Genomic DNA, 15,864 nt, shown 5'->3' with positions numbered 1-15,864 from the left:
CATACTGCAACAGCATCATCAGGTGGTGGCAACGGAAATTGCCAGGGTAAATTTTATTCTTGGGAACTTTGCGACGGTGTGAAGACAGGCTTTACTGTTTCAAGAATCGTGTGTCTTCTCCGCATAAAAATAATTCCGGTCAGTTCAGAGAACGATTGCTTCTGTTTGAGATTTCCAATCAAGCCCCATACCTTCGACAACGGGTTTCATAGCGATATAGTCATTGCCATTGTGCCAAACCGTTATCAGCGTGTGTCCGTGAAAGTCAACGGTTGCCGTTTGTATCTGAGTTTCGTTCATGTTAATCCCTCCCCGGCCTTACCTGGGCATTCTTAATACTCGATGATCAGGTAAAAAATGTCGTGTTTCGTTCCTCAGCCCAACCTGCTGCTACTGCCAATGACTTCAACGACAGATTCCAGAAACAGCAGCTGATGCACCTTTTCATAATTATCAGGATTCCTTTTTGCGCCTTTGCCGATGACATAGGGTTTTCCTCTGGCAGTGGGTTTCCAGCGAAGCTGGTCTTTGTCATTCCTGAAAGACTCGATCAGCCCGCATCGTTCCAGAAGCTTGTTGGTTTTGTGAGGCGTGAGTCCGAGACGTTTCCCGAGCTGTGTGGTGGTCAGGTAGATGCCGGGCCTCTCAGATGCCGGGCGTGTCTGTTCAGCGATCTCAAGGCAGTCCGTACCGTAAGCTTTTTTTACCATTTCATTCATAAAGCGTCTTGCATGATCAAGCGGGAGTCCGAGTATCCGGGCAAGGTCCATCCCGGCTTCCGCTTCTGACAGGATTTCGGCAATTGTCGCCTCCCGGGGCCGGTGATGAGACTGAAAGCGAGGGTTGACAGCAATGCCTTTATGCCAGTAATTATAAAGAACTGAATAGCATTCACGCTGATACTGAATGATGATGTGCCGGCGAGGGTCGTTTTCTCTGTATCTCGCAGCATTGATTTTGAAAAGCCATCCGTTGAGATACATCAGGGGAAGGCAAATTGTGTCAACGTGATATGTTTTGTTGTCTTTTCCTTCAGAGACCACCTGTATTTTACAGGTGACCTGTCTAAGCACCTGATCTCGTTCAATTAATTGTCGCTGTGCCTCCCAATCCAGCCCCATACCTTCGCAAACAGGTTTCATGGCAACATACTCAGCATTGTTGTGCCGGACAGTGATCAGGGTATGTCCATAGAAATCAACCGTTGCGGTTTCTATCTGATTTTCATGGATATTTCTATGATCCGAATGAATCCCGGCATCCCTGTTCCGGTGTCCGGAGACACTCAGAAAACACTCTTCCTGATACATCACAACGGCTGCCCTGATTTCCGGTCTCACTTTTTCCGGATGAATTGAAAACAGCCATTCATTCAGCTTTTTCAGAGGGATACAGAGCATTTCCTGAAACCCTCCGGGCGTTTGTAAGGGGATGGTGATATCACCATACCTTTTAGCGTTTCTGATTTTGGCATACTGAGATTTCCAATCAAGCCCTATCCCTTCGACAACGGGTTTCATAGCGATATAGTCGTTGCCATTGTGCCGAACCGTGATCAGCGTGTGTCCGTGAAAATCAACGGTTGCCGTTTGTATCTGAGTTTCGTTCATGTTAATCCCTCCCCGGCCTTACTTGGTCATTCTTAATACTCGATGATCAGGTAAAAAATGTCGTGTTTCGTTCCTCAGCCCAACCTGCTGCTACTGCCAATGACTTCAACGACAGATTCCAGAAACAGCAGCTGATGCACCTTTTCATAATTATCAGGATTTCTTTTTGCACCTTTGCCGATGACATAGGGTTTTCCTCTGGCAGTAGGTTTCCAGCGAAGCTGGTCTTTGTCATTCCTGAAAGACTCGATCAGCCCGCATTTTTCCAGAAGCTTGTTGGTTTTGTGAGGCGTGAGTCCGAGACGTTTCCCGAGCTGTGTGGTGGTCAGATAAATGTCGTGTTTTTTACAAGTGTCACCTTTCCGGTTTGCCAGTTCAAGACAGTCAATATTATAAATATCTTTGACAAGTTCGTTCATAAAACACGTTGTCTGCTCATCTCCGAGCCTGAGCATCATGGCAATCTTCATGGCCATTTCCATATCAGAGGCAATGTTATGAATGACAGACCGTGTTTCCCGGTGTTCATGGCAATGCTGCTGATGAATTGCGGCTCCCACATGCCAGTAATTATAAAGAACCGAATAGCATTCACGCTGATACTGAATAATGATGTCCCGGCGAGGGTCGTCTTCTCTGTATCTTGCAGCGTTGATTTTGAAAAGCCATCCGTTGAGATATATAAGAGGAAGGCAGAGCATGTCCCGCTGTTTGCCATCTCCGGCAACTACCTGTATAATACAGGCAGTTGAATTAAGTACCGGATCTCGTTCAATTAATTGTCGCTGTGCCTCCCAATCCAGCCCCATACCTTCGCAAACTGGTTTCATGGCAACATACTCAGCATTGTTGTGCAGAACGGTGACCAGCGTATGTCCGTGAAAATCAACAGTTGCGGCTTGTATCTGATTTTCATGGATATTCTTATGCTCCGGGTGAATCCCGGCGTCCCCGTTCCGGTGTCCGGAGACGCTCAGAAGACACTCTTCCTGATACATCACAACGGTTGCCCTGATTTCCGGTCTCACTTTTTCCGGATGAATCGAAAAGAGCCATTCATTCAGTTTTTTCAAAGGGATACAGAGCATATCCTGAATCCCTCCGATGGTTTGCAAAGGTATCACCATATGGTGATACCTTTCTGAAGATATAATTTTACGTTGTTGTACCTGCCAGGCTAATCCCATCCCTTCAACAACGGGTTTCATAGCAATATAGTCAGTGCCATTGTGCCGAACCGTGATCAGTGTGTGTCCGTGAAAATCAATGGTTGTGGTTTTTGCCTGATGTTCGTTCATATGAACCTCCCTTATCTGGCTCCGTTATTTATAAATTCTGATTCCCATACCTTGCATTCTGATTCTTAGTCATTATCTTTATTAAACAATTTTAATTTATCGTATATAAATACTGATGTAGAAAGTTCTATAAAATATGTCAAGAAAAATTTCAGAAAAGAATAAACACCCCAAAGACCGCTTAAAAGAATTAAGAAAATATCTGGGACTGACCCAGGAAAAAATGGCTGTGGCAATAGGACTGAACCAGGCCAACATAAGGGATTTGGAATTAGGCAAGGTAAAAATTTCTACATTACACGCACTGGCAATGCAAAATATCTTTGACCTCAGCCCGGACTGGCTGCTTACCGGAAAAGGAAAAATGCTCTGTGAGGATCATAAAAAAACAAAAAATGTGTCCCCCGCTCTGGTCAGGGCACTGCAAAGTCATCCGGGCATCGGGAAAATTGTGCTGATGCTGGAGCAAATGGGCGATGACGATATAAAAAATATTCAAAGCAGAGCTGAGGAAAGACTCAAAATAAAGAAAATGGAGGAAAGACTCCGGAAAATGGAAAAAAAGATAAGGGAGACAAGCTGAGGGAAACGGGCTGTGTGTCTTTATGCTGTCTCACAGAAAAAATGTTGGGTTTCGTTCCTCAACCCAACCTACTGCTACTGCCGATGAGATGGCATAAGGCTTCCTTCTGAGGGTATCTTATCTTCCTGACAGTACCAGCAGCCATCAATTTCTCTCACGTCACAAGCTGATGCTGGATGATTGTATCGAAACAACTGAACAACCAAATATCTGTAGGGAAAGAAGTGCAGATGCAGATTGAAGGTATATTGATATGGTCTTTCTATTGGTAAAACTAGGATCAGCCGCTTTCTGGCCACTCTCCTGAGTTCATTGAGGGAAACAAAAATATCCCGGACATGCTCAAGCGTATGCGTGCAGATCACAGTGTCGAATTCCCTGTCCCCAAATGGAAGCTTTTCAATATTCGCTTGTTTGAACTGAATTTCAGGAAAGCTGTCCGCTGTCTTTTTGTCAATCCATATGTCGCAGGCAGTGACTTTATATTGTTTGCTCAGATGACGGGCCAACACCCCCTTCCCGCATCCTGCGTCCAAGACGCTTTCGCCTGTAATGTTGGAATTTATCATGCGGATTAACACATCACTCAGATCAGTTCCGTTCTGTTGGATGGAAACTGAACTTGTTTTTGCATAGATATCTGAAATCAGGTCGTCTGACATAAACGCAGCCTGGTCTTTGAAATCAAGAAAATGTCGCGCCTTATTACCAAATGCGATCCTGAATGGTAACCACATAAATAACCGGCTATCTCGTAATATAGGCGGGAGACACTCGTTAAGTGCAAATTTTATAATTCTTTCGATAGTTCTGTTTAAGTTCATTATTTGGTCCTCAATGTTTCATACGGGTTGTCGGAGTTGCCGCTGACCCGAAAAACATTTCGGACGGGGTTGCAAACCCCGTCCGGCAAAGCGGGGTTTGTTCTGAGTGAGAAACTGAACTGTCAGAGGAAATATTCTGATCTCGTTCCCACGCTCCCGAGCGGAAACGAGATCAATTTTTAATGCCTGAAACTTCTCTGACCCGTATAAACCATGGTCACATTTGCCTCGTTGCACGCTTCAATAGACTGGTAGTCATTCCCGGATCCGCCCGGCTGAATCACAGATGAAATCCCTTCTCTGATGCCCACATCCACGCCATCTCTGAATGGAAAAAATGCGTCGCTGACCATGGCCGCGCCAACCAGCCCGCCTTTTTCATCAGCCGCCCGCTTATCAATTTCCGCTTTTTTGTCCTCATCCTTCAGGTCATTATACGGAATACCATGACGCTCAAAACAATAGCGGTCCGCAAGCTTCCGGTAAGCCTTATCTCTTGCAATTTCCGCCACCCCCACACGGTCCTGCTCGCCCGTTCCGATGCCCACGGTTGTCAGGTTTTTCACATAAATGACAGAATTTGACGTGATCCCTGACTCCACAAGCCAGCCAAAAAGCATGTCATCATATTCCTGCTGGGTCGGTTCCCGATTTATTTTGTATGTCTTGCCCTTATACTCAGTCTCAGCAAGCAAAAGGTCGGCTTTTGAACGGGCCGCGGGCACAAAGGACCACTGGGCAATGATGCCGCCGTCTGTGAGGCTTTTAAATTCCACAAATCTTTTTCCCACAAAATCATGAAGCCGGTGAATATTGCCGATGCGAATGACCCGGAGATTTTTTCGCTTTGCAAGAATATCCATTGCCCCGTCTTCAAAATCAGGTGCGACCACAACTTCGGCATACTGATTGGAAATGGCCTCGGCCGTGATTTTATCAATGGCCTTGTTCACGGCAATACAGCCCCCGAATGCCGCGACTCTGTCCGCCATGTACGCGTTGTTGTAAGCATCACTGAGTGCGTCAGCCTGAGCCACACCGCAGGGGTTGTTGTGCTTGACAATGACCACCGTGGGTTTGTCTGTAAAATATCTCAGGATGTTCAGAGAATTATCCGTATCCGTGAGATTGGTCTTTCCGGGATGCTTGCCGGATTGCAACAACTCAATATCCGAAGCCAGATATTGCCCTGGCTGTATAGTCTGGGCTTCTCCCAGAATCAGGTTTCCGTTGACCAGTTTATACAAAGCTGCTTCCTGTCCCGGATTTTCACCATATCTTAACCCTTTTTGAACATCATCAATGGTCCAGGTCACTTTTTCATAAAACAGGGTCTGGCGATTGTCTGCCTCATCCACGAAACTGACCTCCATCTTGGGCGGAAAGTGGTCGTGAACAATGGTTTTGTACATGCTTTTAATATCTTCAGCCATTTTTTATCTCCTTGTCATCAGTGTTTAAGTGTTTGGTGATTCCTGAATCGTCAGACGCTTTATTTCTTATAACAGCCGCTTACGTCTGAAAAAGCCTGCTGTTTCAGGAAGTCGGCAATGGCACGGTCATAAACGGCTGTGTGATCAAATGCTTTCTGTGCCAGACGAAAACGCAGGTCAAGGGATGTCATCCCGTTGTTTGCCTTTATTTCCGAAATGATCATTTCATAGTCAGACGGATCAACCACCGGTGCCACTCGCAGGAAATTCTTTGCCGATGCCCTGATCATGCAGGGACCGCCGATATCAATATTCCCCCGTGCCTGTTCAACTGTGACATCTGATTTTGAAATGGTTTCCTTAAACGGGTACAGATTGACCACCACCATGTCAATGGGAACGGCTTGGGTTCGCTCAATATCTGACTGATGGGAATCATTGTAGGTTTCGGTAAGAAGTCCCAGATATATTTTGAAATCCAGGGTTTTTACAAGGCCGCCCTGGGTTTCCGGCTGGCCTGTATAATCTGAAACTTGTGTCAGACAGGTGTCGGCTGCTTTGCCAAGTATCTCTTTTATTTTGCCGTAGGTTCCCCCGGTTGACAAAATCTTTATTTCAGGATTTATCTCAACCAGCCGGGGTATGAATTTATCAAGACCGCTTTTGTCCGAAACGCTCACGAGCACAGATTTTACTTTGACCAAATCATCAATTTTTTCAACAACATTAATACTCATGAAATATTTCCTTTCTTTGGTTTCATGGTTTGTAATCTTTGCTTGACCTTTTAAAATTTTGTATGTTATAAAATTAACGAATCATTAACTAACATTTTTTCAATTATTTTCAAGTTAATTTATCATCTGAAATAAGGGAGGTGGCGTATGAAAAAATATTTTGTAAAACTGGTTCTTATTCTGATGATCCTGCTTCTTGTGCCGGCAACGAGCGCACTGAGCGGAAAAAAGAAACGCTCAGGATCACAGAGCTGGAGAAGTCCGGAAAGTATCATGATTTCAAAAGCAGTGGGGGAAAAACGCTGGCTTTTGGGAAGAATTAAGGGAAATAGCCAGGTGATAACGGTGAAGCTTGAGCCTCTGACAAATCCGGAAACAGGGTATCAGATGGAAACTTCCACAAACAAATTTGGCTATTATGCGTTTTCCAATAAAGGGCAGGGCCGTCCGTCCAATTATAAACTGGTCATATACCGGGGAAATACCATCGTGAAACAGGTCAGTCTGAAGGGCATACGCTCCGGAGGGCGGGTTCCTGATATAAAATTAAATTATTAATAAGATGTGTGTGGCCCGGTAATGAATTGCCGGGCTATTTTTATGTCTGTCTGACTTTGCCTGGCGGCCGGGGCTTTGTCAAACTCAGCAGATGGAAAAAGCCCTGAACGATCTCGTTCCCACGCTTCGCGTCACTGCCATTAAGTTAAGCTTCCGGAGTGCGAAAATTATTTTTCGCATCCTTGGCGGAAACTCTTTTTGCCACCCCGGATGAGTCTTAACTTAATGGCAGTGACGCTTCGCGTGGGAATGCAGGAGAGACGCTTCGCGTCACGAAGCTTCCTGCGGCACGGGACGCGAAGCGTCCGGAAGGCATTCCCACGCAAAGCGTGGGAACGAGTGTCACAAGTGTCTGTCGGAATTTTCCATCTGCTGAAACCGCAAGTTTGGCACTCCGGATGGCCAGTTTTGGGTGCAGCTTCTTATTTCCGATAAAATCTGACATTATGGAAAAAAATGGATAAACAACAGCAAATTAATGATGTGGCGTGGAAGGTCTGTGATACCTTCCGGGGGGTGGTTGATCCCAGCGAATATAAAAATTATATTCTCACTTTTTTATTTCTGAAATACCTGAGCGATTTATGGAAGGATAAGCAGGAGGAATATCTGAAGAAATTCAAGGGGGATAAGAACAAGGTAAAACGCCGCATGGCCCGGGAGCGGTTTGTTCTGCCGGAAAACAGCAGTTTTGATTATTTGTATGAAAACAGAAATGCTGACAATATCGGCGAGCGGATAGACACGGCTTTGGAAAATATTGAAGAAGCCAACAAGTCCAAGCTGGAAGGGGTGTTTCGGAATATTAATTTCAATTCCGAGGTGAATCTGGGGCAGACCAAAGACCGGAATGCCCGGCTGAAACATCTGCTTGAGGATTTTTCAGCGAAAACCCTTGACCTCCGGCCTTCAAAGATTGGGAATGCGGATATTATCGGAAATACTTATATGTATCTGATTTCCAAATTTGCCAGTGATGCCGGGAAAAAGGGCGGGGAGTTTTACACGCCGGACGGTGTGGCCATGTTGCTGGCAAAGCTGGTGCAGCCCAAAAAGGGCAACCGGATATGTGATCCGACTTGCGGGTCCGGGTCTTTGCTGATTCGTGCGGCTGCTGAGATCGGGGGGCAGGATTATTCGTTGTATGGTCAGGAGAGCAATGAACAGAAATGCTGACAATATCGGCGAGCGGATAGACACGGCTTTGGAAAATATTGAAGAAGCCAACAAGTCCAAGCTGGAAGGGGTGTTTCGGAATATTAATTTCAATTCCGAGGTGAATCTGGGGCAGACCAAAGACCGGAATGCCCGGCTGAAACATCTGCTTGAGGATTTTTCAGCGAAAACCCTTGACCTCCGGCCTTCAAAGATTGGGAATGCGGATATTATCGGAAATACTTATATGTATCTGATTTCCAAATTTGCCAGTGATGCCGGGAAAAAGGGCGGGGAGTTTTACACGCCGGACGGTGTGGCCATGTTGCTGGCAAAGCTGGTGCAGCCCAAAAAGGGCAACCGGATATGTGATCCGACTTGCGGGTCCGGGTCTTTGCTGATTCGTGCGGCTGCTGAGATCGGGGGGCAGGATTATTCGTTGTATGGTCAGGAGAGCAATGGCTCCACCTGGGCGCTGGCCCGCATGAATATGTTTCTGCATGAGAGAGATCAGGCCCGGCTGGAGTGGGGGGATACGCTGAGAAATCCACGGCTGATTGAAGATGATACGCTGATGAAGTTTGATATTGTGATTGCCAATCCGCCGTTCTCTCTGGACAAATGGGGGGCGGATGAAGCGGGTGCGGATAAATTCAAGCGGTTTCACCGGGGGACTCCGCCAAAGAGCAGGGGGGATTATGCGTTTATCACTCACATGATTGAGGCTGCTGTGGAGGGAACCGGCAAGGTGGGCGTGATTGTGCCTCATGGGGTTCTGTTCCGGGGGGCTGGCGAGGGCAAGATTCGGAAATCGCTGGTGGAGGAAAATTGTTTTGAGGCGGTGATCGGTCTGCCGCCTAATTTGTTTTTTGGCACAGGTATTCCGGCCGCCATTCTGATTTTCAATAAGGCTAAAGACCATGAGGATGTGCTGTTTATTGATGCTTCACGGGAATTTGAGCAGGGCAAAAATCAGAACAATCTCCGGGAACAGGATATTCAGAAGATTTTTGACGCTTATGCGGCTTTTGAAACGGTGGAGAAATATGCGTATCGGGCCACAAACACGGAGATTGAGGAGAATGATTTTAATTTGAATATTCCCCGGTATGTGGATACGTTCGAGGAAGAGGAGGAGATTGACGTGGGGGCGGAACAAAAAAAGATTGAGGGGATTGAGGCGGCATTGGCTGCGGTTCAGGGGGAAATGGCGGGATATTTGAAGGAGTTGAGAATTAAATGAGTTATATCATTCCTAAAGATTGGAAATTAGTGCCGCTCGGCGCTCTTATAAATCCAGTTATTCGTACAGAAACTGTGTTAGCAAAAAAAGAATATAAACTGGTTGGAGTCCGATGGTATCTTGAAGGTGTTCATATTCATAACGTCCAAACAGGGAGTGAGATTAAAACAACTTCGTTAAGCCGTGTTGAAAAAGATGACATTATATACAACAAAATGTGGACATCAAAAGCCGCCTTTGCGATTGCTAATGAAAATCATCATGGCGCATACGGTAGCACTGAATATCCCCAATTCAGAGCAAAGCCAAAGGTTTTGAATGTACACTTTTTAAAATATGTTTATCATCTCCCACGTTTTTTATATGATGCAAAAACCTTGTGTAGAGGTACGACTGGCCGAATACGTTTGAACCCAAAGGATTTTTTGAAGATTGAGATTCCCCTTCCCTCTCTTCCCGAACAAAAGAAAATCGCCGAAATTCTCGGCACATGGGACAACGCCATTGAACTCACGGGGAAGCTCATCCAGGCCAAAACCCGGCGCAAAAAAGGGCTGATGCAGCAGCTTCTGACGGGGAAGAAGCGGTTTGGGGAGTTTGTGAAGCGGAAGGGATATAAAAAATCGAAGGTTGGAAAAATACCTAAAGAATGGGGATTACGACACCTTGAAAAATGTGCTGAAGTTCTGTTCAGCAACGTGGATAAGAAAGCAGATAAAAAAGAAAAACAAGTATTATTATGTAATTACACAGATGTTTACTATAATGATTATATTACTCAAAACCTGGATTTTATGCAAGCCACTGCAAAGGTAAAAGAAATTGAGAAATACAGTCTTAAAAAGGGTGATGTCATTATAACAAAAGATTCGGAAACCCCTGATGACATCGCAGTACCCGCATTTGTTTCTGAAAAGCTGAAAAATGTTTTATGCGGTTATCATTTGGCTTTAATCCGTCCTGACAGAAAAGTTTTATTAGGAGAATATCTTTCTAAATTATTTCAACTGCAAATTTATCGTTATTACTTTTTTACACTTGCAAACGGTGTTACCCGATTTGGTCTGACAACACAGGCAACACTTCAATCTTTGATTCCATTACCCTCAATTGCAGAACAAAAGAAAATCGCCGCCATCCTCACCGCCTGCGACAAAGAAATTGACCTTCTCAGTCAAAAGCTCGAAGCCCTGAAACAGCAGAAAAAAGGGCTGATGCAGAAACTTCTCACCGGGGAGATTCGGGTGAATCACCTGGTCCGAGTGAAACAATTGAAGAAAAAGTGATGAGCAAGGATTTTTTTCCCTTTCTTATCTGATTTCCCTGTACTTTGTTATGTGCAAACAGGCAACGAATTACAGGGAAAGCCGATAAGAAAAGGAAAATACACGGGATGATCTGGAAGAGAATATTCCATTTGCATTTTAAGAGAGAAAGGACTGAATTAACATGCTAAATCAAATAAAAATAGACTACCCGAAAACTTTGCCGGATGTGTTACAAAAAACACCCGCAGAATTTGAAGCAGAAGCAAAAATGGCAATGGCAGTAAAATTATTTGAAATGAAACGATTATCATCCGGCATGGCTGCACAGTTGGCAGGTACGGACAGGGTTACTTTTCTTCTCAGTCTGCATCATTTCGGTGTACCCATGATTGATCTGGAAAAAGAAGAACTGTTATCGGATATTGAAAATGCCTGACACTAAAAAAATCGTCATAAACACAGGGCCGATTATTGCATTGACTGCCGCATGGGGCGATCTGACTTTTTTGTCTTCTATTTACAAGCAGATATTGGTTCCTTTTGAAGTATCAGAAGAAATTGGAATCGGAGGCAAAAAAGGATTTGCCGTTAATGAATTCAATTCTGCAACTTTTTTACACAAAGAAAAAGCGCCTCTGAGAATATCCCCTTTTCTTGCTAATACATTGGACAGAGGCGAAGCTTCTGTCATACAGCTTGCACTAAATGAAAAAATTCAGACGGTTTGCATAGATGAAACCGTGGGCAGACGAATTGCGAGACTAAACGGTCTTGATGTTACAGGCTCAGTCGGCGTACTGATTCGGGCAAAAAAAGAAGGACTGCCGTTTTCTATGAAATACGCTGTTGAACAAATGCAAAGAAAAGGTATCTGGCTGAGTGAACGGGTTATAAAAATTGCCTTAACACAAACAAATGATTGAAGGGAAATTCCATGACTGACACCCCATCTTTTCAAGAAGACCACATCTCACAGATACCGGCCCTTCAGGTGCTTGCAAACCTCGGCTATACCTGCCTGTCACCGACCGAGGCCATGAATGCCAGACACGGGAAAAACAGCACTGTCATCCTGGACACCATTTTAGAAGAATGGCTCCGAAAACACAACCCCATCACCTACAAAAAAAAGACATACAAATTTACAAAAGCCAATATCCGAAATGCGATCAATTCCCTGAAACACATCATCCCCGAAGGACTGGTCCGGGATAATGAAAAAATCTATGACCTGCTCTGCCTGGGCAGAAGTCTCGACCAGACCATAAACGGCGATAAAAAGAGCTTTTCCCTGAAATACATTGACTGGAAACACATCAGCAACAATGAATTTCACGCAGTCCCGGAATTTGAAGTGGCCCGTACCCGCAGCGACAAAACCCGCAGGCCCGATATCGTGCTGTTTGTCAACGGCATCCCCTTTGCCGTGATCGAATGCAAACGGCCGGACATTGAAGCCCCCATTGAACAGGCCATTTCCCAGAACATCCGAAACCAGTCTGAAGATGAAATACCGACCTTGTTCACATACACCCAGCTTATCCTTGGCATCAGTAAAAATGAAGCCAAATACGGCACCACCGGCACACCAGCCAAATTCTGGTCAGTGTGGCGGGAAAAAGGCACAGACCCGGACGTGTCCGCAATCGTGAATCAGCCCCTCACCCCGGAACAGAAATCCGGAATCTTTACCCACGCATTTGCCTATATCCGCGCCTGGTTTGATGACATGGAACACCGGGGAAGCCGGGAAATCACAGCTCAGGACCGTGCGCTTTGCAGCCTGTGCCGACCCGAGCGGCTGTTGGAACTGGCGTATCAGTTCACCGTGTTTGACGCAGGAGAAAAGAAAATTGCCCGGTATCAGCAATATTTTGCCGTAAAAGAAACCCTGGAACGCATCCGGGAATATGACGAAAACGGAGCCAGAAAAGGCGGAGTCATCTGGCACACCCAGGGGAGCGGCAAGTCACTGACCATGGTCATGCTGGCAAAAGCCATCACCCTTGAACCCTCTGTGAAAAATCCCAGAGTGGTGCTGGTCACAGACCGGAAAGATTTGGACAGGCAGCTCCATGAAACCTTTCTCCATTGCGGAAAAGAGGCAGTAAAGGCAAAAAATGGCGATCATCTCATGTCGCTGATTTCGGAAAACAGGGAGAGCATTGTCACCACCATCATTGACAAATTCATGGCAGGACTGAACAAGAAGAACATTCAGGATGATTCAACAGAAATCTTTGTGCTGGTGGATGAAAGCCATCGGAGCCAGTACAAAAACAAACATGCGCTCATGCGAAAAACCCTGCCCAGAGCTTGCTATTTGGGATTTACCGGCACACCCCTCATGAAAAAGGATAAGAACACAGCCCTGAAATTCGGCCGGTTTATTTTTCCATACACCATTGAAAATGCCCTGGAAGACAAAGTTGTGGTTCCCCTGCTTTACGAAGGTCGCCACGCGGATCAGGCAGTTGACAAAAAAAATATGGACAAATGGTTTAAGCGGCAAACCGCAACGCTCACCCCCGAGCAGAAAAAAGACCTCAAAAAAAAATTCAGCACCGCGGACCAGTTGAACCAAGCAGATCAGAAAATCATGGAAGTGGCTTATGATATCAGTCTTCACTTTAACGGATTGCTCAAAGGCACACCTTACAAAGCCCAACTGACAACCCCTTCCAAAAAAGCTGCCCTGAAGTACAAGCATTACCTGGACCAGGCCGGATTTGTCTCCTCCCAGGTTCTGATTTCCGGGCCGGACACCCGTGAAGGTCATAATGAAGTGGATCAGGAAGCCGCGGACGAGGTCCAGGTGTTCTGGAAAAAAATGATGAAGCAGTACGGGAGCGAGGACAATTATAATGAATCGCTTATCAATACATTCAAAGATGCGGCCCACCCGGAACTCCTGATTGTGGTGGACAAACTCCTCACCGGATTTGACGAACCCCGGAACACGGTGCTTTACATCACCCGGAGCTTAAAGGAACACACCCTGCTTCAGGCCATTGCACGGGTGAACCGGCTGTGTGAGGGCAAAGATTTCGGGTATGTCCTGGATTATTACGGCATCCTGGGGGAACTGGACAAAGCCCTGACCACCTATTCGGCCCTGGCCGGATTTGATGAAAAAGACCTGGAAACGGCCCTGATCCATATCAATGAGGAAATCCGAAAACTGCCCCAGCGTCATTCCGATCTGTGGGATATCTTCAAAACCATATCCAACCGGAAGGATGAGGAAGCATATGAACAGCTTCTCTCGGATGATGAAATCCGGGTCCGGTTCTACGACCGGCTCTCATGCTTTGCCCGGACTCTGGAAATTGCCCTGTCCTCGGAAACATTTGTCATGGGCACCTCGGACAAGAATATTCGCCGGTACAAATCTGACCTCAGATTTTTTATAGCACTGAGAAGGTCAGTAAGACAACGATACGCGGAAACCGTTGATTTCAGAGAATATGAAGACCGTATCCGAAAACTCATTGACAAGCATGTGACAACCGAAAATGTCATGCCAATGACCCGGCTGGTGAACATCTTTGACAAAGATGCGTTTGCCCGTGAAGTGGAAAAAGCAGAAACCAGGGCTGCCAAAGCCGACACCATTGCCCACCGGACAAAAAAGAGCATCAGCGAAAAAATGGAGGAAGACCCCGCGTTTTACAAAAAATTCTCAAAAATGCTGGAGGAGACCATAGAGGCATACCGGGAGAAACGGATTTCTGACCTTGAATATCTGAAAAAAGCCGGGGAAATCATGGACGCAGTCCGGGACAGGAAGGCGGATGATCTTCCGTCAAAACTTAAAAATTATTCCGTGGCCCCGGCTTTTTACGGGGCTGCACGGGATGTGCTGGCCGGATACGGTCAGGAGAATATTGCGGATATCTCCGCGGATATCGGACTGAAAACAGATGAGATCATCCGGCGTCTGAAAGTGGTGGACTGGGTTCATAACCCGGATATTCAGAATGCCATGCGGAATGAAATCGAAGATTGCCTGTATGAAATTCAGGAGGAGCATCGCCTGTGTCTGAGCGAGGATGACATGGATATGATCATGGAGAACTGCCTGGAAATTGCCAGAAAGCGGTATGCCGAATGATTCAGAAGAGACAAGACTTTGTGACCTTTGGCAACCGCACAATTTCATTTACCCTGAAATTCAGCAGGCGCAAAACCCTGGGAATTACAGTGAACCCGGACATGTCGGTCACAGTCACCGCACCCGAAGGTAAGGAGACTGAGGCCATAAAAAAGATCATTAAAAAGCGTGCGCCCTGGATTTTAAAGCAGCAGCGGAAATTTGAGAACGCCATGCCCGCGGTGCCCCCGAGGCAGTATGTGTCCGGTGAGACCTGGCGTTACCTGGGGCGGCAATATCGCCTGAAGGTGTGTGAAAGCGGGGCGGAAAAGGTGAGATTAAAAGGGGCTTTTCTGACAGTGGAAGTGAAAGACCGGTCTGACAAAAGGAAAATCAAAGCGCTGGTGAATCAGTGGTACAGAAACCGGGCCGCGGATTATTTCATGGGCAAGGCAGTCCGTTGCCATGACTTGCTCAGAAAATACGAAATTCCCCTGCCGGATATTCAGCTGCGGGTGATGAAAACCCGATGGGGAAGCTGCACCGGCCGCGGTATTGTTCTGCTAAATCCGGAACTGGTGAAACTGCCTTCTCACTGTGTGGAATATGTGATCATGCACGAGATGTGCCATCTGAAGCATCACGACCACGGGACAAATTTTTACAAGCTGCTGTCACGGGTCATGCCGGACTGGGAAAAACGAAAGCAACGGCTTGATTCAATGGGACATGAGGTTTTGCCTTCGGAACCAGTGTGAACAGGTCTGAGCCGTCTGAAAGTTTCACTTTTTACTATTATTTTTTGCCCGATGCTGTTCCCTCTCCCCCCCTTCGACAGGCTCAGGGAACGCCTCGCCCTGAGCCTGGCGATCCTGCATGGCGTTTAATTGCACCTGCGTAAGACCTTAAACTCGATGTTCAAGTTTTTTTCTGTCATTCCTGCGAAAGCAGGAATCCGCTGCTTCCGGAAGCGTGGCCTCTGCCCAGAATGGATTCCTGCTTTCGCAGGAATGACAGACTTTTTGTTCGATCCGGGTCAAAAAACTTGAACACCGAGTTAAA

Annotated in this window: 16 protein-coding genes; 9 read left to right on the top strand and 7 right to left on the bottom strand. The window is 46.2% G+C overall.

What is annotated here, in order from left to right; translation table 11 throughout:
- Window positions 1–144: 144 nt before the first annotated feature.
- The 3 genes from dnm_RS02600 to dnm_RS02590 all read right to left on the bottom strand — a co-directional run bounded on the left by dnm_RS02600 (window position 145) and on the right by dnm_RS02590 (window position 2,908).
- Window positions 145–300 (bottom strand): phage antirepressor N-terminal domain-containing protein, encoded by a 156-nt coding sequence (locus dnm_RS02600; protein WP_207681165.1) that lies wholly within the window; start codon window positions 298–300, stop codon window positions 145–147.
- 74 nt (window positions 301–374) lie between these two features.
- Window positions 375–1,610, bottom strand: coding sequence for a phage antirepressor N-terminal domain-containing protein (locus tag dnm_RS02595; protein WP_207681164.1), 1,236 nt, complete (start codon window positions 1,608–1,610; stop codon window positions 375–377).
- A 74-nt stretch (window positions 1,611–1,684) separates the two neighbouring features.
- The gene (locus dnm_RS02590; RefSeq protein WP_207681163.1) at window positions 1,685–2,908 is read right to left on the bottom strand and encodes a phage antirepressor N-terminal domain-containing protein; all 1,224 of its coding nucleotides are present in this window, start codon (window positions 2,906–2,908) and stop codon (window positions 1,685–1,687) included.
- A 136-nt stretch (window positions 2,909–3,044) separates the two neighbouring features.
- On the opposite strand from dnm_RS02590, the gene relB reads away from it, so the two are divergent.
- Window positions 3,045–3,491 carry a type II toxin-antitoxin system RelB family anti-toxin gene (relB, locus tag dnm_RS02585; RefSeq protein WP_207681162.1) on the top strand — a complete coding sequence of 149 codons (447 nt, stop codon included), beginning with the start codon at window positions 3,045–3,047 and terminating at the stop codon, window positions 3,489–3,491.
- A 74-nt stretch (window positions 3,492–3,565) separates the two neighbouring features.
- Here relB and dnm_RS02580 read toward each other — a convergent pair whose 3' ends face one another.
- The 3 genes from dnm_RS02580 to dnm_RS02570 form a co-directional block, all read right to left on the bottom strand.
- Window positions 3,566–4,228: a class I SAM-dependent methyltransferase gene (locus dnm_RS02580; RefSeq protein WP_207681161.1), complete on the bottom strand. Its 663-nt coding sequence runs from the start codon at window positions 4,226–4,228 to the stop codon at window positions 3,566–3,568.
- Between the two features lie 266 nt (window positions 4,229–4,494).
- Window positions 4,495–5,748 carry an IMP cyclohydrolase gene (locus dnm_RS02575; protein ID WP_207681160.1) on the bottom strand — a complete coding sequence of 418 codons (1,254 nt, stop codon included), beginning with the start codon at window positions 5,746–5,748 and terminating at the stop codon, window positions 4,495–4,497.
- A 59-nt stretch (window positions 5,749–5,807) separates the two neighbouring features.
- Entirely contained in the window at window positions 5,808–6,485 is a 678-nt protein-coding gene (locus dnm_RS02570; RefSeq protein ID WP_207681159.1) for a hypothetical protein, read from the bottom strand.
- A gap of 147 nt (window positions 6,486–6,632) precedes the next feature.
- On the opposite strand from dnm_RS02570, the gene dnm_RS02565 reads away from it, so the two are divergent.
- The gene (locus dnm_RS02565; protein ID WP_207681158.1) at window positions 6,633–7,043 is read left to right on the top strand and encodes a hypothetical protein; all 411 of its coding nucleotides are present in this window, start codon (window positions 6,633–6,635) and stop codon (window positions 7,041–7,043) included.
- Window positions 7,044–7,260: 217 nt separating this feature from the next.
- On the opposite strand, the gene dnm_RS02560 is transcribed toward dnm_RS02565, so the two are convergent.
- Window positions 7,261–7,488 carry a hypothetical protein gene (locus dnm_RS02560; RefSeq protein WP_207681157.1) on the bottom strand — a complete coding sequence of 76 codons (228 nt, stop codon included), beginning with the start codon at window positions 7,486–7,488 and terminating at the stop codon, window positions 7,261–7,263.
- 11 nt (window positions 7,489–7,499) lie between these two features.
- Here dnm_RS02560 and dnm_RS02555 point away from each other — a divergent pair, with 11 nt between their 5' ends.
- The 7 genes from dnm_RS02555 (at window position 7,500) to dnm_RS02525 (ending at window position 15,560) form a co-directional block, all read left to right on the top strand.
- Window positions 7,500–8,219, top strand: a complete 720-nt coding sequence (locus dnm_RS02555) for a type I restriction-modification system subunit M (protein ID WP_207681156.1) — start codon at window positions 7,500–7,502, stop codon at window positions 8,217–8,219.
- Window positions 8,203–9,441, top strand: coding sequence for a type I restriction-modification system subunit M (locus dnm_RS02550; RefSeq protein ID WP_246556174.1), 1,239 nt, complete (start codon window positions 8,203–8,205; stop codon window positions 9,439–9,441). Before dnm_RS02555 ends, dnm_RS02550 begins: the two co-directional genes overlap by 17 nt.
- Entirely contained in the window at window positions 9,438–10,727 is a 1,290-nt protein-coding gene (locus dnm_RS02545; RefSeq protein WP_207681154.1) for a restriction endonuclease subunit S, read from the top strand. Before dnm_RS02550 ends, dnm_RS02545 begins: the two co-directional genes overlap by 4 nt.
- A gap of 163 nt (window positions 10,728–10,890) precedes the next feature.
- A complete protein-coding gene (locus tag dnm_RS02540; protein WP_207681153.1) occupies window positions 10,891–11,145 on the top strand; it encodes a UPF0175 family protein in 255 nt (84 codons plus the stop codon).
- Window positions 11,138–11,632, top strand: coding sequence for a PIN domain-containing protein (locus dnm_RS02535; protein ID WP_207681152.1), 495 nt, complete (start codon window positions 11,138–11,140; stop codon window positions 11,630–11,632). The genes dnm_RS02540 and dnm_RS02535 overlap by 8 nt, the downstream gene beginning before the upstream one ends.
- Window positions 11,633–11,643: 11 nt before the next feature.
- The gene (locus dnm_RS02530) at window positions 11,644–14,823 is read left to right on the top strand and encodes a type I restriction endonuclease subunit R (protein WP_207681151.1); all 3,180 of its coding nucleotides are present in this window, start codon (window positions 11,644–11,646) and stop codon (window positions 14,821–14,823) included.
- A complete protein-coding gene (locus tag dnm_RS02525) occupies window positions 14,820–15,560 on the top strand; it encodes a M48 family metallopeptidase (protein ID WP_207681150.1) in 741 nt (246 codons plus the stop codon). The genes dnm_RS02530 and dnm_RS02525 overlap by 4 nt, the downstream gene beginning before the upstream one ends.
- Window positions 15,561–15,864: the final 304 nt, after the last annotated feature.

Origin of the sequence: Desulfonema magnum (assembly GCF_017377395.1) — a bacterium.
GTDB lineage: Bacteria > Desulfobacterota > Desulfobacteria > Desulfobacterales > 4be13 > Desulfonema_C > Desulfonema_C magnum.
Note: the sequence above shows the minus strand (reverse complement) of the source record. Positions and strands in the feature narration are given on the sequence as shown.